The following is a 21,501-nucleotide window of genomic DNA, read 5'->3' as shown; positions in this document are numbered from 1 at the left end:
AAAGCCTGTAGCGCTATCAAATGCCGATTAAATATAAAAAGGCTTTTTTAATTAATTTTGTAATTCTAATTAGTATACATGAAAATAGCAATTGTTTGTTATCCAACCTTTGGAGGAAGTGGCGTTGTCGCTACCGAACTTGGATTAGAGTTAGCAAGACGTGGTCACGAAATCCATTTTATCACATACCGACAACCTGTGCGTTTGGCACTTTTGAACGAAAACCTGCATTACCACGAAGTAAATGTACCTGAATATCCTTTGTTTCATTATCAGCCGTACGAATTGGCTTTATCTAGCAAATTGGTCGATATGGTAAAATTATACAAAATTGAGGTTTTACACGTTCATTATGCTATTCCTCACGCTTATGCAGGCTATATGGCGAAACAAATGCTTAAAAACGAAGGCATTTACATCCCGATGATAACAACGCTTCACGGAACCGATATTACGTTAGTAGGAAATCATCCTTTTTACAAACCAGCGGTTACCTTTAGTATCAACAAATCGGATTATGTCACTTCGGTTTCGCAAAGTTTAAAAGACGATACGCTTAAATTATTCAAAATCAAGAATAAAATAAAAGTTATTCCTAATTTTATTGAAATCGAAAAGAATTACAAAGATACCGAATCGCCTTGTCAACGTGTGGTCATGGCCAAAGACAACGAACGTATTATTACGCATATCAGTAATTTCAGAAAAGTAAAACGAATTCCGGATATCATCAAGATATTTTATACCATACAGAAAGAAATTCCAGCCAAATTAATGATGGTGGGCGATGGTCCCGAAAAAGAAGTTGCGGAGCAAATGTGTTTGGATTTAGGCATTCACGATAAAGTTATCTTTTTTGGAAACAGTAACGAAATTGACAAAATTTTGTGCTTAACCGACTTATTTTTATTGCCTTCCGAAACCGAAAGTTTTGGTTTAGCCGCACTCGAAGCGATGGCATTGGGAGTTCCTGTTATTTCAAGTAATTCAGGCGGTTTACCCGAAGTTAATTTCAACGGATATTCCGGCTATTTAAGTGATGTTGGAAATGTAGACGAAATGGCACAAAATGCCATTAGTATTTTAAAAGATGATGCTACTTTAAAACAATTTAAAGCGAATGCTTTAGAAGTAGCTAAAAAATTTGACATTAAAAACATTCTTCCAAAATACGAAGCTTTGTACGAAAAAGCCATAAACGATTATAAGTTATAAAAACCAAATAAGATGAAAAAAATAATTGCCCTTTTTACCTTTTTAAGCTTATTTTCTTGTCAAACTACTCAAAAATCAACAGCTAAAAAAGGTAGTTTATACGAGGTTTTAACCGAACAATCTAACGGTGGCGGAAACATTCAGTTTTACGAAATTCTGACAGAGCCACAAGAAATTAAGATGCTCTTGAACGATGAATTTCTGAAAAACAAAATTAAAGAAAGCGATATTCAAAATGCTAATTTTGTGATTTTGAATATGGGAGAAAAAAACACAAGCGGTTACTCAATTGGCGTTTCGAAAGTAGAAGAAACTCCTACGGAAATTATCGTAACAGTTCAAGAAAACAAACCTTCCGCAGACAGTATGGTTATGCAAGTGGTTTCATATCCATACACGGTTTTAAAAATAAATTCTAAAAAACCGATTAAAATTCTGTAAAATTTAAAAAACTAGGGTAGCTAACTCCTACCCTAATTTTTTTGCTTCGTTCCAAAAAACATCCATTTCTGATAACGTCATTTCTGATAACGCTTTACCGCCTAAAGCCGCTTTTTCTTCTAGGTATTGAAAACGTTTTATAAATTTTTTATTAGTGCGTTCCAAAGCATCTTCTGGATTAATTTTCAAAAATCGGGCATAATTAATCATAGAAAATAATACGTCGCCAAATTCTGCTTCTATTTTATCTTGATTTTGCGAATTAACTTCTTCCTGAAGTTCCTGCAATTCTTCTTGTACCTTATCCCAAACCTGATGCGGCTCGTCCCAATCAAAACCAACCGCTTTCACTTTATCCTGAATTCGACTGGCTTTTACTAACGCGGGCAAGCTTTTAGGAACCCCTTCAAGAACAGATTTTTTACCTTCTTTTAACTTTAATTTTTCCCAATTTTGTTTCACTTCTTCTTCATTCGCTACAACCGTATCACTATAAATATGCGGATGACGGAATATTAATTTTTCACAAATTTCATGGCAAACATCGGCAATATCAAAAGTATTGGTTTCGCTGCCAATTTTGGCGTAAAAAACAATATGAAGCAATACATCGCCCAATTCTTTTTTAACTTCATTTAAATCGTTATCCAGAATAGCATCGCCCAATTCGTACGTTTCTTCAATAGTAAGATGACGCAACGACTGCATGGTTTGCTTTTTGTCCCACGGACATTTTTCTCGTAAATCATCCATAATGTTCAATAATCTTTCAAAAGCTTGCAACTCTTTTTCTTTGCTCATCTTAATTGTATTTAGGAGGTGTAAGTAAAAATAAAAAATCCTGCTAAGAATTAAGTTACTTAACAGGATTTAATATCAATTACAGGAAGATTTTACTCTTCTTTAACTTTAGTTGTTTTTTTTGCGACTGACTTTTTTTCAGTTGCTTTTTTTTCGTCTTCCATAACAGTTGTTTCTTCTGTTGAAGTAGCTGCGGGAGCCAAATCGGTTACAAGACCTTTTGCCTGAAGCGTGTTGTACCAATTTAAAATCTTTTTAACATCTGATGGGTACACACGATCTTCGTCGTAATTAGGTAAAATTTCTTTAAAGTAAGCTAATAAAGTCGCATTGTCTTCTTTATGTGAAATAGCTTGTCCCTTGTTTTCTTTATCAGCTATTAATTTCATTACTTCAGATAATGGTTTTTCACCATCATAAGTATAAATAGAAATTTCAGATAACAAACTTACATTACTCTTAAGACTAACGGTTACTTTTTTTCCATCTACTAACGACTCAGCAACAAAACCTGTACGAGTTTGAACTTTTAATGCATATAATCCCGGTTTACCAGAAATAGCTAATATTTTTTCTAAATTCATTTTATTATAATTTGTATTAAGAATTCGGTTTTTTCAATTCCAATTAAAGAAGGATTATCTCCCTTTTTTTCCAAAAAATTTCATGCGATAATCTTGAAACGTTTTACCTTCGGAAATATTTTTTAATTTTTTCTGAATCAATCTTTTTTTCAAAGAAGATATTTTATCGGTAAATAACACTCCTTCAATATGGTCGTATTCGTGCTGAATAACGCGTGCTGCTAATCCGTCAAAAACTTCTGTTTTCATTACAAAATCTTCTTCGCAATATTCAATTGTAATTTTTTCATGACGGTATACATCTTCTCTCACATCAGGAATACTCAAACAACCTTCGTTAAAGGCCCATAATTCGCCTTCTTCTTTTATAATTTTGGCATTAATAAAAGTTTTTTTAAATCCTTTTAATTGTTTTTGTTCATTTTCAGGTAAATCTTCGTCTTCGCTAAAAGGTGTTGTATCAATTACAAAAAGACGCAAAGCCATTCCCACTTGTGGAGCGGCTAAACCTACACCATAAGCGTTGTACATGGTTTCATACATGTTGGCAATTGTTTCTTTTAAATTAGGATAATCCTCAGCAACATTCTCGCATACTTTTCGTAAAACAGGATCACCATATCCTATAATTGGTAAAATCATTTTATTGTAATTTTTTAGTTCTAAGATATTTACGTTTACATGCTTAGATCATGGTTCGCAAAAGTAGTAAAAAATACGAATGATTAGCTGATTATACCGGATTATATAACATAATTTTTGTAAGTTTAACCAATAGAATGTCGGTACGAACAACCCGTAAAATCCGAATGTATCGTTTGTTAGCAACTCTTAGTTTATGCTCCGAAAAATTATAAAACATGCCCAAAGTGTTGCCTTTGCAAGCGCCTTAAAAGTAACCATTGCTGCCGCCCTGCCCGCCGTTATTTTTAGTTGGATGGGGCAATTTGACATTGGTGTAGCCTGTGCACTAGGAGCATTTTATGCACATCCGACAGATATTCCTAGTACAATTCGGCATAAAGTTAATGGACTACTTGTAGCATCAGCTATATTTGCCGGATTGATATTAATTGTAAATCTTACTTATCATTATAACCTAATTTTTTATCCGGTTTTAGCCATTTTGCTTTTTGCTTCTTCGATGCTTACAGTTTATGGACAAAGAGCCTCGCAAGTTTCCTTTTCGGCATTATTGGCAATTTCGCTTTCTTTTGCACATATTAGAGAAGGTTGGGAAGCCTTATGGTATGCACTTTATACTTTTTCGGGCGGAATTTTTTACTTATTAGTTTCCTTGGCTTTTCATTATGTGCAACCGTTTCGATATGTAGAAATTGAGTTAGCCGAACTTATACGATTAACGGCCAAATACTTAAAATTAAGAGGAGATTTATGGAATGTAAATGCCGACAGACCCAAAATCATTCAAAAACAGCTCGATTTACAGGTTAAAATAAATGAAATTCACGAAAATCTGCGTCAGATTTTATTCAGTAATAAAATCAATTCGGGAATATCAGGACAAAGTAAAAAATTACTGATTGCTTTTATCACTTTAGTTGAAATTCAAGAATTGGCGCTTTCCACTTCTTTCGATCACGATAAATTAATTGATTATTTAAAAGACCATCCGGAAGTTTTAGAAGACTATCAGGATTTGGCTTACAAGTTGGCCAGTAAATTAAAAAAACTATCTACGAGTGTTCACAAATCAATAAAATACGGCTCAAAACAAGACATAAACAAGGCTCTAAAAAAGTTAGAACAAGCCGTAGAAAATTACAAAAATGATCGCGAAATAGACAATCGAACCGAAGTAGCGATGATGCTTGCCAACATGTCGAAATATGCCAAAAACCAAGTTGAAAAAATTAGAATGGTTGATCGGGCTTTTGCATTGGCAATAAAATCTTTTGATTTTAAGGAACGAAACAAAGGGTTAGAACAATTCATGACGCAACAATATTATCCGCTAAGTACTTTTTTCGATAATTTAAGCTTTTCGTCTTCTTTCTTTCGCCATTCGTTGCGTTTGACATGTACTATAATGGTGGGATTTTTAATTGGAAAAGTATTGCCTTTTCAAAATGTATATTGGATTTTACTAACTATAGTGGTAATCATGCGGCCGGGTTATGGCTTAACCAAAGAACGCTCCTATAACCGTACCATTGGTACATTGGTGGGTGCTGTTTTGGCTTTTGGAATTGTTTCCATAACCACCAGCCATCTTTTTTTAAGCACTTTAGCCATTGTATGCATGCTTATCGGAATTTATTTCAATCAGAGTAATTACAAAATTGGAGCTACTTTTATTACCATGTATGTGGTGTTTGTTTACGGCATTATGACACCCAATATTCACGAAGTTATTCAGTTCAGAATTGCGGATACACTGGTAGGTGCAACCTTAGCTTTTTTAGCCAATCATTTTTTATGGCCTTCTTGGGAATTTTTGAATACCAAAAACTTTATTACGCATTCGGTAGATGCTAACCGACTTTATTTGAAAGAAACAGCCATTTACTACAACAATAAAGGCATCATTCCTATTGAATATCGATTGGCCCGAAAACATGCTTTTATCGAAATTGGAAATTTAACCGCTTCCTTTCAACGGATGTTGCAAGAACCCAAATCGAAGCAAAAATTGTTACCGCAAATCAATAAATTAGCCGTTTTGAATCATTCTTTATTATCGGCTACAGCGTCTTTAGGAACTTATATTCAGTCGCATAAAACTACTTCGGCTTCGGAGAGTTTCAATTTTATTGTAGAAACAGTCAGTAAAAAATTAAGTATTTCGGTTTCTATCCTTAATAAAGAACCCTACGATTTTAACCCCGAAAAAGACCAACAAGCCTTAAATATGCGTTTTGATGAATTAAAAAAAGTGCGTGAAAAAATTTATGCGCTTAACGATGAAAAATCACACGATCAAATGCAGGAAGTACAATTGGTAATTGAACAATTAACTTGGATGAACAATATCGCCAACAACATTTTAAGAGTTAGTCAAGAATTTGTTGCAGCTAATACTAATTAGATTTCAAAAAAATAATTTAGTTGCCATTTTTGAGATGAAACGGCTTGTTTGTTTTTTGCAATATCCCATGGTGGATAAATCCGAAAAGCTCTTTTCCCTTCTCGGTTTGCAGTTGAAAAAATACCTTTTTCAACTAAAATACTTTTCGAAAATTTAAAATAGCCTTCTTGAAATTCGTTACTAACCCAAATCACTACGTAATCAATTGCATCAGAAATAGTAAAAGGAGCTATTTTTTTATCCGAATTTCGTTTGTATAAGGTTACAAACTGTCCGATTTTGGTTGGAGTAATTTTGGCTTTTCGAAAAACAATTAGATGTTTTTTTAAATAAAATCGACAAGCATGGTACTCCTTGCTTTCGGTTTCGATTACCAATTGTTGGTAATCGAAACTATCCGAACAAGCAAATTGTTTTTGCAAAGCAAGTATTATTTCATGAGGTATATATTCTTGTAAATTCAAAAAAAAATAAAAATTTACAATTCAATAGAAGCACCAATTTCCAATAACATCAAATCTTTTCCTTTATCGAAAAACTTTTTAATGGCCGCTTCATGGTTAATTTCAATATAACCAAACGTATCATAATGATACCCAAGCACTTTGTCACATTCCACAAAATCCGAAGCAATGATAGCATCTTCAACATCCATTGTAAAATTGTTTCCAATAGGCAAAATAGCTAAATCGAGTTTCGTTCGCATCGGAATCAATTTCATATCCATTGTCAACGCTGTGTCTCCCGCAATGTAAATGTTTTTATGTTCACCTTCAATTACAAATCCGCCTGGATTTCCGCCATAACTCCCATCGGGAAATGAACTCGAATGAATTGCATTTACATATTTCACTTTTCCGAAATCAAATTGCCAACTCCCCCCATGATTCATAGGATGTGTTTTTAAATTTTTATTCGCGTAATAACCCGAAATCTCGGCGTTCGAAATAATGATAGCGTTGGTTCGTTTCGCAATAGCTTCAACATCTAAAATATGATCACCATGCGCATGAGTCAGCAAAATATAATCTGCTTGCAGTGTTGCAATATCAATTTTTGAAGCGGCTGGATTTCCCGAAATAAACGGATCCACTAAAAGTTGTTTTCCTCCCACTTCTATTCCTAAAGAAGCATGACCGTAAAATGTTATTTTCATATTTTTTTAATTCAAAATAGTTTATAAAAATTGGTTTGGATTTATCGACCTCCCAAAAATAAATTTACAAAAATATCTGACAAAAGCGAAATCATTGCCACAGATAATAAGACTGCCAACAAAAAAGTACTCAATGCCAGTTTCTTTAATTCCGGATCTAATAATCGAGGTTCTTTATTTTGAGAAACGGTTTTTAAATGCAACACCATCGGAATAAAAGCCAGTACAAATAAATACTGATCCAATCTAAATTCACTTAAAAACGCAAAAACCAATACGCAAATCATGGCCGTTATAATTAAAAAATAATGGTATTTTTTGGCTTTTTCACCTCCCATTTGCACAACTAGCGTATTTTTTCCTGATTTTTTATCAGAAACTTCATCTCGCATATTATTCAAATTGAGTACGCCAACACTTAACAAACCAATGCTAACAGCAGGCAAAAAAAGCAAGGCATCCAATTGTTTAGCATACAAAAAATGTACACCCAAAGTACTCACTAAACCAAAAAAAATGAAAACAAATACATCGCCTAATCCTTTATAACCATAAGCCGAACGCCCAACAGTATAGCGAATAGCCGAAATTATAGCTGCAATTCCTAAAAGCAAATACAACACAGAATACACAAAATTAGAATTTCCAAAAGCTACATAAATCAATGCCATAGCCGAAAAAAGAGTTAAAACAGCCGTAATAACCAAAGCTTTTTTCATTGCTTGAGGTGTAATTTTCCCACTTTGAATGGTTCTTTTTGGGCCAATTCGATCTTCGTTATCGGTTCCTTTAACTCCATCACCATAATCGTTGGCAAAATTTGAAAGTACTTGTAAACCCAATGTGGTCAATAAGGCAAAACCTAAAATTTGCCAGTTGAATACATCCGTAGGCGTGTAAATATCTTCGGGCGGATTTGCTAACGCATACATACTTCCAACAATAATTCCGGATACCGATAAAGGCAGTGTACGCAATCTAGCAGCTTCAATCCAATGTTTCATAAATAATATTATCTTTTAATTCTTAAATCGTTTTATTAATTTACTCGATTTTTATTTAATACGGAATACTTTTATGGCAACCATTTTTTATCAAAATTGGGTTTTCTTTTCTCTAAAAAAGCATTTCTTCCTTCTTTGGCCTCTTCGGTCATATAGGCCAATCGGGTAGCTTCACCAGCAAATACTTGTTGTCCCACCATACCATCATCGGTCAAATTCATAGCAAATTTTAACATTTTTATAGAGGTCGGCGATTTTTGTAAAATTTCTTGCGCCCACTCGTACGCAGTTGCTTCTAATTCATCGTGCGGAATAACGGCATTTACCATTCCCATTTCAAAAGCTTCTTGAGCCGAATAATTTCTGCCTAAGAAGAAAATTTCTCTAGCTTTTTTCTGCCCAACCATTTTAGCCAAATAAGCCGAACCATAACCTCCGTCAAAGCTGGTTACATCAGCATCGGTTTGTTTAAAAATTGAATGTTCTTTACTTGCCAAAGTCATATCGCAAACTACATGCAAACTATGTCCGCCTCCAACTGCCCAACCTGGTACCACTGCAATTACAACTTTGGGCATAAATCGAATTAAACGTTGTACTTCGAGAATATTTAATCGATGTTGGCCATCATCACCCACATAACCTTGGTGACCACGGGCATTTTGATCGCCTCCGCTACAAAAAGAATAGACGCCATCTTTGGTAGAAGGTCCTTCGGCAGACAACAACACTACTCCTATAGAAGTGTCTTCTTGTGCATCATAAAAGGCTTGGTATAATTCGGATGTTGTTTTAGGGCGAAATGCGTTGCGAACGTTGGGTCTATTAAATGCTATTCGGGCAACTCCATTGCACTTTTTATAGGTAATATCTTCAAATTCTTTGACAGTAATCCAATCCATTTTTACTATAATTTTTTAAATAATGATAGTGTAAAAATAAGGCATTTTTTAGAGAAACGAATACCTAAACCAAAGTAAGATGCTGCCAAACGCTCCCAAAAACGTTAAATTTTACTTGAATTACAAAAAAAACAAGTCGTATTGAATTGAGACTAAAATTTAATACGTAACTTTACTATCTAATAATCAATTAAATACATTTTAACTGATTTATTAGATTGATTTTCTTTCACTGATTTATTAACCTAAAAAATGATTTTTTTGAGACAATTCAAACAATTTGTCGCTCATTTTTCTGAGTTTTTAAATACCAAAATGACGAGCAATGAGCAAATGTTACGTTTTGTTTACCTAATTGCTGATAATAAAAAGTAACACCAAAGGTTGACAGCAAGATTAATTTATTCTTTTTGTATTTGAATTTCTCGAATAGAAGATTAATAAATAATTTTGAGATGAAATTAAAAAACCAAAGGGTTTAACTGTGAAATTTATTAGGCCTTTACGAAAACTTAATTCCACATTTAAAAGACAAACCATCGCAAAAATTAAGGCTCTTTTCATCAAATGATAACGTATACACTAGAAAAATGAATAGAGCGTAACGTTTACAAACAATTTTTATGATGGACATGCATTAATTTTATTTTTGTTTTTTTTTAATTACAATTTTTTTTAAAACTGAAATAAAAGAGAAAGACCAATCTGCAATAGATTGGTCTTTTTTCTTTTAGTCCTTTTGAATCAAGTAAATACCGTCTTCCTTTATTTCGATTATATGGTCTTTATACAGTGCGCCAATAGCTTTTTTAAATGTTTTTTTACTCATTTTTAAAACCGTTTTGATGTCTTCGGGATGCGAATTATCGTTTAATCGTAAGTAACCGCGATTGGCTCTGAGTTCGTCTACAATTTTTTGCGCATTCGGTTCTACATTTTGGTAGCCTTGCATTTGTAAACTCACGTCAATTTTATTATCAGGACGAATGTTTTTAATAAAACCCCGCATTCTATCTCCGGTACGTATAGCATCATCATAAACTTCGTCTTTATACAAAAGGCCTTTGTGTTGCTCGTTTATAATTACATTAATTCCTAAATCGGTAATATGCGAAACAATTAAATCTACTTCTTCTCCTTTTTCAACGGTAATGGTATCGTTATTTAAAAACTGATTTAGTTTGCTAGATGCTACCAAACGTTCCGTTTTTTCGTCAAGGTACAAATACACCAAATAGCGCTTGCCTTTTTCCATCGGTCGGGCTTGCTCTTTAAAAGGGACCAAAATATCTTTTTCCATTCCCCAATCCATAAAAGCACCCACTTGGTTAATGTAATTTACTCGCAAAAGAGCAAATTCATTCAATAAAATATAAGGTTCTAAAGTAGTAGCAACCGGACGCTGTTCGTGATCTAAATAGGCAAAAACGGTAATTTCTTCGCCAATTTCAAATATATTTGGTACGTATTTGTTTGGTAAAAGTATATCGTGTTTCCCTTCTGGATCCTCTTCTGGATTTCCTAAAAAAAGACCCACTTTGGTGTCGCGTAAAATGGTTAGTGTATTGTATTTTCCTATTGCTATCATTTTCTTATTATTCTAAAATCGAAAACCGACTTATTTTAAAAAGCCAAAGGTACGAAGTTTAAACGAAGAATGATGAGGAGATTTCCCTCTAAAAAAAACATGTTTTATCTATTTTTAACCAATGAAATATCATCAATTAAACAAACTGAATTTGCTTTGGCGGCTGCTAAAATTCCGATTTGGACCTCTCCTTTTTTGATTTTGATATTCGGAATTGTAACGATTCTCCAATCTACATTCGAATCTTTTATAGCGATAGAAAAAGTTTCACTGCCACTTTCAGCAAATAATTTAAGTTCCGAAAATCCATTAGTGTTTTTAATTTTTGCAGTTAAAGTATAGCGACTATCTTCTAATTTTACAAAAGGCGAATCAACTATTTTTTGCGAAATTTTACGAGCAAAATCTACTTTGTCGCTAATTTGTAAACTTTTTTCTCCAATTACTTTTTTTCTATCTTCTTCAGAATTAAAATAATTTAGGACTGGCGAATTTTCATCGCTGGTACTAATTTTATTTCCTTGTAAAACTTCTGTTTTCCAACCTAAAAGTTGTGCTTGAATGGGTTTAAAATTACTTGGTATTTTATTCCGATCGGCTTCAAAACTTCCGTTTTTAATGTAGTTATTGTCTTTTTCTACTTGCCACTCACCCGTTTTCTCATTCAAATTCCAAGAACTTAGCGAATTAAAATACGCCTCATTTTCTTTAAACGATAACGGAAACCATTGGTTGTAACCCAATCCATTTCCTGCAAAATCAGCCCAACGATCGCCACAATACAGTACTGTTTCTTTTTTAGTTCCTTTAATCGTATAAAAAAACCCAGTTTGTGTGATGTGCGCATAATCCTCTTCCGAACCTTTCATAATTTGCATATCATTAGCAGGCAAATAAGGACCTCGAATAGCATCAGCAACCAAATAATAAGCAAAAGAAGAATCCCAACCGTAGATATTCGAAGCGGCCATGTAATACTTGTTTTGGTATTTAAACATACAATTTCCTTCACGACTTTCGCCTTGAAATACTTTTGTACAATCTAACAAATTCACTTTTCCATCTTTGATGCCTATTTCCGAAACGTAAATTTTATTTCTTCCTTTTCCGTAAGAATAAATGAGATAGGATTTTCCGTCATCATCGGTAAAAACGGTTTGATCTCCCGTATTTGTAGTTCCTATCAAAGGTTCCATATTGATTTTTTGATGCCAAGTAAATTCGCTTGTGGGCGAGTTAGCTAAGGCAATTAAAACTTCTGAACCGTGTTGAACAAACAAAGCATACTTATTTATTTCTTTAACAAAAGCAACGCCCATCCGACCTACCCACGTTTTTTTTCCATCCGGAAATGCATTTTGGGTAGTAAAAACAGTATTTTCAAAAGTCCAATTCACCAAATCGGTCGAACTGTAACAGTTTATAGCTTTAAATGTGCATGTTTTTAAAGTTACGGCCGGATTTTGACGATAAACAGAAGCTTCTTCATATTCGGCTCCATACCAATAATAAGTGTCTTTATGGGTTGTAGGACTGGTAAATTTAAAAATTCCTCCCCCTTGACTATAAATGGGTTGACCGTCTTTTGTATTCCAAAAAACATCATTTTGTATGTTTTTAAATTGTCCAAATATAAAAACCGGAAACAATAAAACACAAATAATCAATAACTTAAATCTGTAAACAGCAATTTCAAACATGGTGGTTAGGTTAGTATTGTTGGCTAAAATAGACAACACTAATCTTAATTTTATCCTGTACTATCCTGCGTATTATTTTCCCCAATAGTATAAAAAAAAGCACCAAAAGGCGCTTTTCATATATTAAGTTAAAAGAGTTTAATTGTAAACGCTTTCTTTTTTAAAATGAACGGTTAATAAATAATACACTACAGCACGGTGCTTATTTTTGTTCGATTTTCCGTATTTCTCTAAAACGGCATCAATTCCGGCATCTAAATCGGCCGAATCAGGCAAGCCTAATTTTTTAATTAAAAAGTTATTTTTAACGGTATCCAATTCAGATTGATCACTTCCGGCCACCGTAGCCGAATCGGCGTTGTAAATAGAAGGACCACAACCAATGGTTACTTTGGTCAACAAATCCATGTTAGGAGTAACTCCACATTTTTCTTTTAAATCTGTTGCGTACTTTTCAATTAATTCTTCTCTAGTACTCATAAATTATGTTTTTTAGTTGATAAATACTTATTGGTAATCTCAAATATAAAAAAATATTTACATTTTGAAGGTTACCTAAATGCTAATTATCAGGATACTAAATGACTTTTTAAAAAAGACAATTTGATAATATTTATTTTTTTACAGTATAAAAGCATGTTTTAACCACCGGAATCCCACTGCCGGTAATACCCTCCAAAGCAATTTTAACTTTGGTTTCAACTCCACTATTGAAATAATTTACAATTGTATTTCCTATTTTATCAGGATGCACGTAAGGATTCCAGTAAATGGTGTTTCTAAATGCAGCATTTTTATCTAACTCAGGATTTGGTTTTTCTGGATTGGGAGTGTAATAAGTACGAGCGGCATAAAATCCTTCGATTTCTTGTTTAACAGCATAAACAGGGACCAGTTTTTTCTTTTGCCCATTTTTGGCACTAGTAAAAATTGAAACAACAGTTCCCTTTCCGTATAACGCTAATATACGTGGTCCACTAACAACATCTATTTGAAGAGCTTCATCCGGTGAAACCCATGCTAACTGATCTCCACTTACCGCTTCAAAACCATCAATTAACACTGCAAATGATGAATCCGACAAATCTTTTCCTACAATATCCCAGTAAGTTACATTAACAATACCTCTTAATTCTTGCTCAAGATAATCTACAAAATTATTATACTTATTCGCTTCTATTTTATTAACCTTATACGTATAATCAGGTACTCCATACCATGAATTGACATTATTTTTCTTTGCTTTTACCTTAACTTCTTTTAGCATATTTTCTGGTTTAACTCCAAAAGCAATATATTTCTGAGATACATTTTCAACTAATACATTAGAATTTCCCTCTAAAAGTATAGTTGTTTTATTTAATCGAACCGTCATTGGATAAGATTCAATAGAATCCAAAACTATTTGTCCACTGAATTTTCCTTTTTCGTTGGTACTATTTAAATACATATTGGTTTTGCCTGAAATCATCAAATTTTCAAACTTAAATCGACCATTGGCATCTGTAGTAGTATTAAAAACTCCATTGTTCTTCCCTCCCATCAACCCCAATGTCAAATTATTATTGACTAATGGTTTATCTGCAAAAACTTGTTTTACTCTGCCGGAAACGGTTAGCCCTCTTTCAATGGAATATTTTTTGTTTTCATCTAATTTTGGCATCGTTTTCCAAACAAAATCACGCCAACCTTGAGTCAATAATAAATTATCCAAATGTTCCAATCGCTTGGAATTTGTTTCATCAAAATAATAACTCGGATGAAAAACTTTACCTCGAATATCAGATTCCATCAAAAAATAAGAACTAATATTCGATTCGTAATTTTCATCTTCAACGCCATTCGTATCGGTAACACTCAATGAAAAACTCGCTGATTTTCCTTCACCCGATTTTGATTGGGAACGAACGGTAATTGTGGCTTTTTCGTTGGGTTGGTAAATGGTTTTATCTGCAAAAACTTCAACTTCTAAATCATTTTCTTTTTCGATATAAACCAAGCGTTCACAATGCGGCTTATTGTTTTCGTCCAAAAGAGTGATTTGAATGATCCCTTCGGGGAGTTTGTCTTTTGGGAATTCAAAAGAAAAATTGGTTTCGGTGAGAACCTGAGAAATCTCTAAAACAGAAACTCCTTTTGATTTAAAATTCAACGTTAGTTTTGCGCTCGGGTTTTGAGCTAAAGTAGCTTCGTTGGTATTGATGCTGAGAATATTTTTTCCTCGAAAAGTTCGGTAACTCAAAGTATACCCTTCTTTTAAAACTTTTGGCAGCTCCACGCGAAAGTCGCCACTAGCACTTTTTATTTGGGCATAATACGTTTTCCCTTCAATGGGAAACAGTTGCAATTTTCCTATGCCATCGTGAACACTTTGAAAGTTCGTAATCAATTCGTTATCCGAATTGTAAATTTCGCCACTAATTTCTACTGGATTTTCGTTTCTATCAACCGCTTTAAAACCAAGGGTACTACTAACACTTTCTAAAAGTGAACCACCTTCCGGGAAAAAATTAACGCTAAAATTATTTTGTTTTGGAACTAATTTTGAATTTGCTGTACCTTTTTCAGCATTATTTTTCACAGTCGAAACATCGTTTTTATCTTGAAAAACATCGATGATTTCAATCTCCTTTTTGAATACAAAATCATCCCCAAAATTCCGATTCCAATTGGTGTAGGCTCTAAGTTGGTAGGTTCCAGGCTTTACTCCCAAAGAATCCTGCAAATTAAAATCGCCGTTTCCTAAACCTAATTCTAGCTTGGTTTTGTTGCGAAAAATAATTTCAGCATCCGGAGAAATTAATTCGACATATAAAATCTTACTTTGGTCAATCAGGACATTATTAGTAGCATTTACATTATAGGCTTTGTACCACAAATCTTCGCCTAGAAAATAGGTAGATCGATCAGTGTGGAGGTAGGTTTTTTCGATGTTTTCAGTAATTTTAGCTTCTTGAGCCTTCACAAAACCTAAAGAAAAAAATAGCATCCAGCTAAAACACCAATAACCTTTATTGAAGCAACAGAACAATTTTGCCATAGATCAATTAATTCTTCTTATTTTTTTTACAAAATGAAGATATGTAAATAATTAATCCATCAAAAGAATATTATCCAATAAAATTGTGATATATTTTATCAGTACTCTAAATTTTAAGCCAATTCTTTAAAAAACCGCTTCAAAACCAAATCATTTTCTAAAGTAGGTGTACTAATTTCTAAAATACTTGGTTTATCATTTTCTTCAAAAAAATCATTTAAAGATTGCTCCAATTCAAATTCGTTTTGTACCAAACAATATTTCATTTGATACATTTCGGCTAAATGTTTTGCTGTTAACTGATGTGACGTTTCAAAATACGTATTAAAAACTGCATTTTCTTGATGCCCTGGCAAAATTCGGAAAATTCCTCCGCCACTATTATTCACCAAAATAATTTTAAAATTTTGTGGTATATAAGCATTCCAAAGTGCATTACTATCGTATAAAAAACTGATGTCTCCGGTGAGTAAAATGGTGGGGTTATCACTAGTTGTAGCTGCTCCAATTGCAGTTGAGGTACTCCCATCGATTCCGCTAGTGCCTCTATTGCAAAAAACGGTTATCGAATTATTAAACGAAATCAATTGCGCATATCGAATGGCTGCGCTGTTACTAATTTGTAATTGAGCATTCTCTGGCAAGGCTTTTAAAACCTTTTCGTAAACTTTTAAATCAGAATAAGCAATTTTAGAAAGGTACTTTTGCGCATTTACTTTTCGACTTTCAAAAATGTTGGAAATTTTATTAAAGTAATCGCTTTCCTTATTTTGCGTTTGCGATAAAAACGATTCAAAAAATACGTTAGGATTCATTTTTATCGGGTGCGATAAACTACCAAAAGTATCGTACGCTCGTAAGGTATCAATATGCCAATGTTGCTGGGGTTTGTATTTTCTGAGAAAAGCTTTAATGCGTTTGGAAACAATCATGCCGCCAAAAGTGATTAAAATATCCGGCTGCAACTCTTTAAAATCTTCCTCGTCAAAAGGATTGATCAAAACATCAATATGGTTGATGAATTTCTCGTGGTGTAAGTTTGACGTCACTTCCGTTAAAACTAAAACTGATGGATCCTTTGCCCAAAAATCAATAACTTTTTGAGATATTTCATCGGGATTGTTAACGCCAACTAAAATCATTTTTCGTGAGGAAGTGTTCCAACTTTGGATTAATGCTGAAAAATCTAGTTTTGTATTTGATTCCAAATTCGATTCAAAAGGAAAAATTTTTGGAGTAACAGAAATTTCAGAAACTGTTTCGTACAAAGGCTCTTCAAACGGAACATTGATGTGAACGGGACCTTTTTGCAAAATTGCAGTATGAATGGCTTGATTGATTTTTACATCATTTTCCTCACTTGCCTCTTCGACTAAATTCGCATTAAAAAGTGAATGATTAGCATAAACATTTTCTTGCCTAATCGTTTGTCCATCACCAATATCAATTTTATTTTGAGGTCTATCGGCTGAAATTACAATTAGTGGAATCTGACTGTAAAAGGCTTCGGCAAAAGCGGGATAATAATTCAGTAATGCCGAACCCGAGGTACAAACCAAAACTGTCGGTGTTTTTAATTGTTGTGCCATTCCTAAAGCAAAAAAAGCGGCACATCGCTCATCGGCAATACTATAGCAATTAAAATTAGGATTACTAGCAAATCCGATGGTTAAAGGTGCATTACGTGAACCGGGCGAAATAATGATTTCGGTTAATCCTTTTGCTTTAAAAATTTCGATTATACTTTGCGCAAGCGCTATTTTGGGGTAAATCATGTAGCTGAATTTGAAAATGTAAAGATACAAAGTTGTCGAGGTTTTATAACTAATCCGAATTAGTTTTCTTATTTTTGAAACCCTTCAATAATTTTCAAAAAACAAAAAAATGCGCCTGCTTTTATCTCTACTTTTTACTTTCATTTTCCATTTTTCGTGGTCACAAACCGACTGGAAACCCAACAATATTACTTTTGAAGAAGCGCTAAATCAATCGAAAACCAATCAAAAGCCCATTTTTTTAATGCTTTATGCCGATTGGTGTCCGCATTGCAACACAATGAAATCAAATACTTTCAGCGACCCAAAGGTTATGGAATATTTAAACGAAAAATTTGTTTGTGTTTGGAAAAACATCGAAAGTGAAGAAGGTAAAAAGTTGAAAGAAAAATTTCAAACCAATGGTTTACCTATTTTTTTATACCTCGATTCAAATCAAAATGTATTATATAGTGTTAAAGGAGAAATGAATACCAAACAATTTATAACCGAAACTTCGTATGCGCTAAACCCGAAATTACAACTGCCTTTTTTGAAAAACCAATTTTTAGAAGACCAATCGAATCCTGAAAAATGCTTGCTTTATTTGCAAATATTACTAAAAGGTAACGATCGAAAATCATTATCAGAACCTGCTCATCTTTATTTGAAAACCCAAAAAGACACCGAATTGCTGACTGAAATTAATTGGCGTATTATTTCATTCGGCGTAAGCGATATAGAATCAACCGAATTTCAATATGTTTTAAATCATAAAAAAGAGTTTGAAAAACTAACCTCCGAGTCTCGAGTTGATAAAAAAATCAACAATATCGTAACCGAATTATTAGATCCGTATTTAAGTAGTTTAGATAGTTTAAATTATTTTAAATCACGAAAAATCGCAAAATCCATACAATTGCCCAAAATTGATTCCTTAATTTATACCTATGATTTGACTTTTGCAGAGCGAAGTAAAAACTGGAAATTTTACAAAACGGTTGCTTTAGAAAATACCGACAAATACAGTAGCAATGATTACAACAAACTTAATGAAATAACTACCGTTTTTTATAAAGAAATCGGCGATACTAATGCTTTACAACAGGCTATTGTTTGGGAAAAAAGAGCCTTAGCCTTAAATAATTCAGCTGAAACAAATACCATTCTCGCCCAATTGTATTTCAAAACAAAAGACAAAAAATTGGCAATGGAATATGCTGAAAATGCTAAAAATATTATTACCGAAATGGGTTGGAATACTAAGGATATCAACTTATTAATCAATAAAATCAAAACCCAATAAACGAAACGGCTATGGAAATACGAAAATTTAAGCCACAAGACACACAGGCAATTTTAGACATTATAAATTACAATATCGAAAATTCAACCGCTATTTACGATTACAAAAAGCGAACTTTGGAAGAGCAAGAAAAAATCATTGCCGACAAAATTTCGAAAAATTTCCCAGTCATTGTAGCCGAAATCGATAGTAAAGTCGTAGGTTTTGGTATGTATAGCGAATTTCGTTTCAGAGAAGCATACAAATATACCGTAGAACATTCGGTTTATGTAAATCAAAATATTCAGGGGAAAGGAATTGGTCATTCACTTTTAGAAAATCTAATCGCTATTGCGAAAAAAGAAGGCCTACATACGATGATTGGCGTAATTGATTCTGAAAACCAAAACAGTATTGCGTTTCATGAAAAATTCGGATTTAAAAATGTTGGTGTTATAAAAGAATCCGGCTATAAGTTTAACCGATGGCTCGATTCTGTTTTTATGCAATTGATTTTAAATTAAAAAAGATGAAAAAAATAATTTTTTAAAAATAAAACTGTTTCTTTAATAAACTCAAATCCCAATTCAATTCAGGATTGTACCAAAGTTTACCTTTTTTAACTTCCAATGGCGAATCAAAATTATTGGTAAAGAGAGAACCCGTTCCTAATCCTTGTGGCATTTTATTTTGCAAATTATAAGTCCATTGAGCAATTGCGTTTAGTCCAATATTACTTTCTAAAGCCGATGTAATCCACCAACCTACATTGTGTTTTTTAGCTAAATTTATCCATTCTTGAGTTCCTCTAAAACCACCTATAAAACTCGGTTTTAAGATGATGTACTGAGGTTTTATTTTTTGCAATAAAGCGTCTTTATCCTCATAGTTAAATACACCTATTAACTCCTCATCCAAAGCAATGGGTAAATTGGTACTTTTACATAAATCAGCCATAATGTCAGTATTCCCTTTTTTGATTGGCTGCTCAATACTATGTAATTCAAAACCAGACAATTGATTTATTTTATTTAAAGCTTCATTTGAATCAAAAGCACCATTAGCATCAACTCTTATTTCAATAGTTTTTGAATCAAAATGCGACCTAATAAAAGCAAATAATTGCAATTCTTCCTCAAAATCAATTGCCCCTATTTTCAATTTTATGCATTTAAAATCCAACTGAATTTTTTCTTCTATTTGCTGTTTCATATCAGCAAAACTCCCCATCCAAATTAAGCCATTTATAGGTATTGCATTTGTTCCTAAAGTAAAATCGGATGGAAATAACTCGAAAGGATTTGTTTTACTTTCTAACGAACGGAAAGCCATTTCAACACCAAATTGAATTGAAGGAAATTCAATTAATAGTTCCCATAATTTATCTTCTCCTTGATTTATATTAGTACATACCCACTTTAACTTCTCTTCATAGTCATCACAATCATCTGCGCTTAGACCACGTAAAATACCGCACTCACCTATACCTATTTTATTCTCATTTTCTAAAATGATAAACCAGGTCTCTTTTTCGGTCAAAATGCCTCTAGAAGTTCCTGATGGCTTTTTAAATTGTAAATTATATTTAAAATAACTTGCTTTCAAAATAAATTTCTAATTATCAATTAAATGTAAAACTTTATCAAAATCATCAGTTGGCAATTTGTATTTTCTAAAAGTTTCAAAATCAATTTTTATTTTATCACTCCAACTTACATTTACTGCTACATTTTGATTTTGATATTTTTTATAGATTTTTTTTGCTTGTGAATAATCACCTTTTAGTAAATAGGTATGTGCTAGGTTTAATTTTATTAATAACTCCGAATCATCTAATTCTTCAACAATTAAAAGTGTTTTAAGTGCTTTATCGTATTGTTTGGTTATCAAATAAGAATACCCTAATTTATTAAAATCCAAAACATTACCCTTTCCTGATTCAACTATTTCATTAAAAAGAGGAATGGCTTTAGCAAAATCATTCTTTTCCATATATCTCAAAGCTTGCTCTCTATTAGCCTCATTAATGTTTTTTTTATCATAGCAAACGGCACCAAAATCCTTATAATTTTTATTTTTTTCGATTGGCAATAAATGATTAAATTCATCGTATCGATACTTAGCACTTATTTTATCTAAAATACACAGACAAAAATCGTCGGAATTAGTCATTTTTTGAGCAAGCAAAGACGTTTTACAATTAGCAAGAATAACTTTTTTGGCATCGGTATTCCAACCTCTACTTACTTTTTTATCAACCCAAGGAACTACTTCCAAAATAATTTTTTGGTTCATAATCCAATTGGTATTTTCAAAAACAAACCATAATCGATTTTTATCGTTATTCAAACAAGCTGAGTTACCAACTGTTAACCTTCTAGCATCTTTGCTAACAGGCGTATTTTGAATAAAACAAGCTTGGTCGTTTGATTTTGTTTTTAAAAAAGAAGCAGCATCCTCTTTGGTAGAAAAAATGCTGTATTTACATTTATCTTCACCCGAAATCGAAGACAAAATCCAAACAGCTCCTGCTGAACCTTGGCTAATTCCTGTAGGATCTGGAACTGCTTTTAAAACAGAAACCAAACTATTGGCTAATGTTTGATTTTTATCCAAAAGCGTAATTCTAAAAACAATTTCGGTTGTACCGATTGGAAGTTCTTCTGTTTCAATTACTGAATTTTCAAAAGCAGAAATAGTGATTTCGCGATAAGTCGACCTTTCTTTATCCCAAAAACCTTGAGAAAAAGTGCCATTCCAAAACACAAAAGTAAAAAGAACAACCAACAATGAGTTAAAATTCATATCCTTCTAAAATAAAGACCAAATGTAACGCTTTAGCTAACAAATCTATATAAACAAACTATAAATTATATACGGAAAAATATACATTTTAAAGTAAAACAAAAAACCCTGTTTCATACGAAACAGGGTTTTAGAAGAATCTGAAATGATTTCAGATTAAAGAAAGGCGACGACATA

General features: G+C 32.9%; 19 protein-coding genes. 5 read left to right on the top strand and 14 right to left on the bottom strand.

Annotated elements, in window-relative coordinates; translation table 11 throughout:
• Window positions 1-78: 78 nt before the first annotated feature.
• Together bshA and I5M07_RS00090 are read left to right on the top strand one after the other, a co-directional pair.
• A complete protein-coding gene (bshA, locus tag I5M07_RS00095; protein ID WP_200104139.1) occupies window positions 79-1,215 on the top strand; it encodes an N-acetyl-alpha-D-glucosaminyl L-malate synthase BshA in 1,137 nt (378 codons plus the stop codon).
• Window positions 1,216-1,227: 12 nt separating this feature from the next.
• Window positions 1,228-1,656 carry a protease complex subunit PrcB family protein gene (locus I5M07_RS00090; RefSeq protein ID WP_200104137.1) on the top strand — a complete coding sequence of 143 codons (429 nt, stop codon included), beginning with the start codon at window positions 1,228-1,230 and terminating at the stop codon, window positions 1,654-1,656.
• A 27-nt stretch (window positions 1,657-1,683) separates the two neighbouring features.
• On the opposite strand, the gene mazG is transcribed toward I5M07_RS00090, so the two are convergent.
• From mazG to def, 3 genes are all read right to left on the bottom strand, one after another.
• The gene (mazG, locus tag I5M07_RS00085) at window positions 1,684-2,457 is read right to left on the bottom strand and encodes a nucleoside triphosphate pyrophosphohydrolase (RefSeq protein WP_200104135.1); all 774 of its coding nucleotides are present in this window, start codon (window positions 2,455-2,457) and stop codon (window positions 1,684-1,686) included.
• 92 nt (window positions 2,458-2,549) lie between these two features.
• The gene (locus I5M07_RS00080; protein ID WP_200104133.1) at window positions 2,550-3,041 is read right to left on the bottom strand and encodes a DUF5606 family protein; all 492 of its coding nucleotides are present in this window, start codon (window positions 3,039-3,041) and stop codon (window positions 2,550-2,552) included.
• Between the two features lie 54 nt (window positions 3,042-3,095).
• Entirely contained in the window at window positions 3,096-3,683 is a 588-nt protein-coding gene (def, locus tag I5M07_RS00075) for a peptide deformylase (RefSeq protein ID WP_200104131.1), read from the bottom strand.
• A 196-nt stretch (window positions 3,684-3,879) separates the two neighbouring features.
• Here def and I5M07_RS00070 point away from each other — a divergent pair, with 196 nt between their 5' ends.
• Window positions 3,880-6,090, top strand: a complete 2,211-nt coding sequence (locus tag I5M07_RS00070; protein ID WP_200104129.1) for an FUSC family protein — start codon at window positions 3,880-3,882, stop codon at window positions 6,088-6,090.
• Here the strand turns inward: I5M07_RS00070 and I5M07_RS00065 are convergent.
• The 9 genes from I5M07_RS00065 to menD all read right to left on the bottom strand — a co-directional run bounded on the left by I5M07_RS00065 (window position 6,087) and on the right by menD (window position 17,255).
• A complete protein-coding gene (locus tag I5M07_RS00065) occupies window positions 6,087-6,554 on the bottom strand; it encodes a MepB family protein (RefSeq protein ID WP_200104127.1) in 468 nt (155 codons plus the stop codon). The genes I5M07_RS00070 and I5M07_RS00065 overlap by 4 nt on opposite strands.
• Before the next feature lie 14 nt (window positions 6,555-6,568).
• On the bottom strand, window positions 6,569-7,246 hold the full coding sequence (locus I5M07_RS00060) for a metal-dependent hydrolase (protein WP_200104125.1): 678 nt from the start codon (window positions 7,244-7,246) through the stop codon (window positions 6,569-6,571).
• A gap of 41 nt (window positions 7,247-7,287) precedes the next feature.
• Window positions 7,288-8,250 (bottom strand): 1,4-dihydroxy-2-naphthoate octaprenyltransferase, encoded by a 963-nt coding sequence (gene menA, locus I5M07_RS00055; protein WP_200104123.1) that lies wholly within the window; start codon window positions 8,248-8,250, stop codon window positions 7,288-7,290.
• A 71-nt stretch (window positions 8,251-8,321) separates the two neighbouring features.
• On the bottom strand, window positions 8,322-9,152 hold the full coding sequence (locus I5M07_RS00050) for a 1,4-dihydroxy-2-naphthoyl-CoA synthase (protein ID WP_200104121.1): 831 nt from the start codon (window positions 9,150-9,152) through the stop codon (window positions 8,322-8,324).
• Window positions 9,153-9,882: 730 nt separating this feature from the next.
• Window positions 9,883-10,740, bottom strand: coding sequence for a CvfB family protein (locus tag I5M07_RS00045; protein ID WP_200104119.1), 858 nt, complete (start codon window positions 10,738-10,740; stop codon window positions 9,883-9,885).
• Window positions 10,741-10,844: 104 nt separating this feature from the next.
• The gene (locus tag I5M07_RS00040; protein WP_317191298.1) at window positions 10,845-12,479 is read right to left on the bottom strand and encodes a family 43 glycosylhydrolase; all 1,635 of its coding nucleotides are present in this window, start codon (window positions 12,477-12,479) and stop codon (window positions 10,845-10,847) included.
• 99 nt (window positions 12,480-12,578) lie between these two features.
• Window positions 12,579-12,920 carry a DUF2853 family protein gene (locus I5M07_RS00035; protein ID WP_200104118.1) on the bottom strand — a complete coding sequence of 114 codons (342 nt, stop codon included), beginning with the start codon at window positions 12,918-12,920 and terminating at the stop codon, window positions 12,579-12,581.
• Between the two features lie 133 nt (window positions 12,921-13,053).
• A complete protein-coding gene (locus I5M07_RS00030; protein WP_200104116.1) occupies window positions 13,054-15,429 on the bottom strand; it encodes a hypothetical protein in 2,376 nt (791 codons plus the stop codon).
• 164 nt (window positions 15,430-15,593) lie between these two features.
• Window positions 15,594-17,255, bottom strand: coding sequence for a 2-succinyl-5-enolpyruvyl-6-hydroxy-3-cyclohexene-1-carboxylic-acid synthase (gene menD / locus I5M07_RS00025; RefSeq protein ID WP_200104115.1), 1,662 nt, complete (start codon window positions 17,253-17,255; stop codon window positions 15,594-15,596).
• A 109-nt stretch (window positions 17,256-17,364) separates the two neighbouring features.
• Between menD and I5M07_RS00020 the strand changes: the two genes are divergently transcribed.
• On the top strand, window positions 17,365-18,540 hold the full coding sequence (locus I5M07_RS00020; protein ID WP_200104114.1) for a thioredoxin family protein: 1,176 nt from the start codon (window positions 17,365-17,367) through the stop codon (window positions 18,538-18,540).
• A gap of 11 nt (window positions 18,541-18,551) precedes the next feature.
• Window positions 18,552-19,043 carry a GNAT family N-acetyltransferase gene (locus I5M07_RS00015; RefSeq protein ID WP_200104113.1) on the top strand — a complete coding sequence of 164 codons (492 nt, stop codon included), beginning with the start codon at window positions 18,552-18,554 and terminating at the stop codon, window positions 19,041-19,043.
• Between the two features lie 22 nt (window positions 19,044-19,065).
• Here the strand turns inward: I5M07_RS00015 and I5M07_RS00010 are convergent, their stop codons facing one another.
• Together I5M07_RS00010 and I5M07_RS00005 are read right to left on the bottom strand one after the other, a co-directional pair.
• On the bottom strand, window positions 19,066-20,124 hold the full coding sequence (locus I5M07_RS00010) for an o-succinylbenzoate synthase (protein ID WP_200104112.1): 1,059 nt from the start codon (window positions 20,122-20,124) through the stop codon (window positions 19,066-19,068).
• Between the two features lie 9 nt (window positions 20,125-20,133).
• A complete protein-coding gene (locus I5M07_RS00005; protein WP_200104111.1) occupies window positions 20,134-21,324 on the bottom strand; it encodes a tetratricopeptide repeat protein in 1,191 nt (396 codons plus the stop codon).
• Between the last annotated feature and the right edge of the window lie 177 nt (window positions 21,325-21,501).

The organism is Flavobacterium agrisoli, assembly GCF_016522065.1.
Lineage (GTDB): Bacteria > Bacteroidota > Bacteroidia > Flavobacteriales > Flavobacteriaceae > Flavobacterium > Flavobacterium agrisoli.
The sequence above is the reverse complement of the archived record's forward strand: the minus strand, read 5'-3'. Positions and strand labels throughout refer to the sequence as shown.

What these genes read in the sequence shown, in the direction of transcription:
- bshA (WP_200104139.1), top strand. Translation starts at nt 79, where the DNA reads ATGAAAATAGCAATTGTTTGTTATCCAACCTTTGGAGGAAGTGGCGTT.
- I5M07_RS00090 (WP_200104137.1), top strand. Translation starts at nt 1,228, where the DNA reads ATGAAAAAAATAATTGCCCTTTTTACCTTTTTAAGCTTATTTTCTTGT.
- mazG (WP_200104135.1), bottom strand. Translation starts at nt 2,457, where the DNA reads ATGAGCAAAGAAAAAGAGTTGCAAGCTTTTGAAAGATTATTGAACATT.
- I5M07_RS00080 (WP_200104133.1), bottom strand. Translation starts at nt 3,041, where the DNA reads ATGAATTTAGAAAAAATATTAGCTATTTCTGGTAAACCGGGATTATAT.
- def (WP_200104131.1), bottom strand. Translation starts at nt 3,683, where the DNA reads ATGATTTTACCAATTATAGGATATGGTGATCCTGTTTTACGAAAAGTA.
- I5M07_RS00070 (WP_200104129.1), top strand. Translation starts at nt 3,880, where the DNA reads ATGCTCCGAAAAATTATAAAACATGCCCAAAGTGTTGCCTTTGCAAGC.
- I5M07_RS00060 (WP_200104125.1), bottom strand. Translation starts at nt 7,246, where the DNA reads ATGAAAATAACATTTTACGGTCATGCTTCTTTAGGAATAGAAGTGGGA.
- menA (WP_200104123.1), bottom strand. Translation starts at nt 8,250, where the DNA reads ATGAAACATTGGATTGAAGCTGCTAGATTGCGTACACTGCCTTTATCG.
- I5M07_RS00050 (WP_200104121.1), bottom strand. Translation starts at nt 9,152, where the DNA reads ATGGATTGGATTACTGTCAAAGAATTTGAAGATATTACCTATAAAAAG.
- I5M07_RS00045 (WP_200104119.1), bottom strand. Translation starts at nt 10,740, where the DNA reads ATGATAGCAATAGGAAAATACAATACACTAACCATTTTACGCGACACC.
- I5M07_RS00035 (WP_200104118.1), bottom strand. Translation starts at nt 12,920, where the DNA reads ATGAGTACTAGAGAAGAATTAATTGAAAAGTACGCAACAGATTTAAAA.
- I5M07_RS00030 (WP_200104116.1), bottom strand. Translation starts at nt 15,429, where the DNA reads ATGCTATTTTTTTCTTTAGGTTTTGTGAAGGCTCAAGAAGCTAAAATT.
- menD (WP_200104115.1), bottom strand. Translation starts at nt 17,255, where the DNA reads ATGATTTACCCCAAAATAGCGCTTGCGCAAAGTATAATCGAAATTTTT.
- I5M07_RS00020 (WP_200104114.1), top strand. Translation starts at nt 17,365, where the DNA reads ATGCGCCTGCTTTTATCTCTACTTTTTACTTTCATTTTCCATTTTTCG.
- I5M07_RS00015 (WP_200104113.1), top strand. Translation starts at nt 18,552, where the DNA reads ATGGAAATACGAAAATTTAAGCCACAAGACACACAGGCAATTTTAGAC.
- I5M07_RS00005 (WP_200104111.1), bottom strand. Translation starts at nt 21,324, where the DNA reads ATGAATTTTAACTCATTGTTGGTTGTTCTTTTTACTTTTGTGTTTTGG.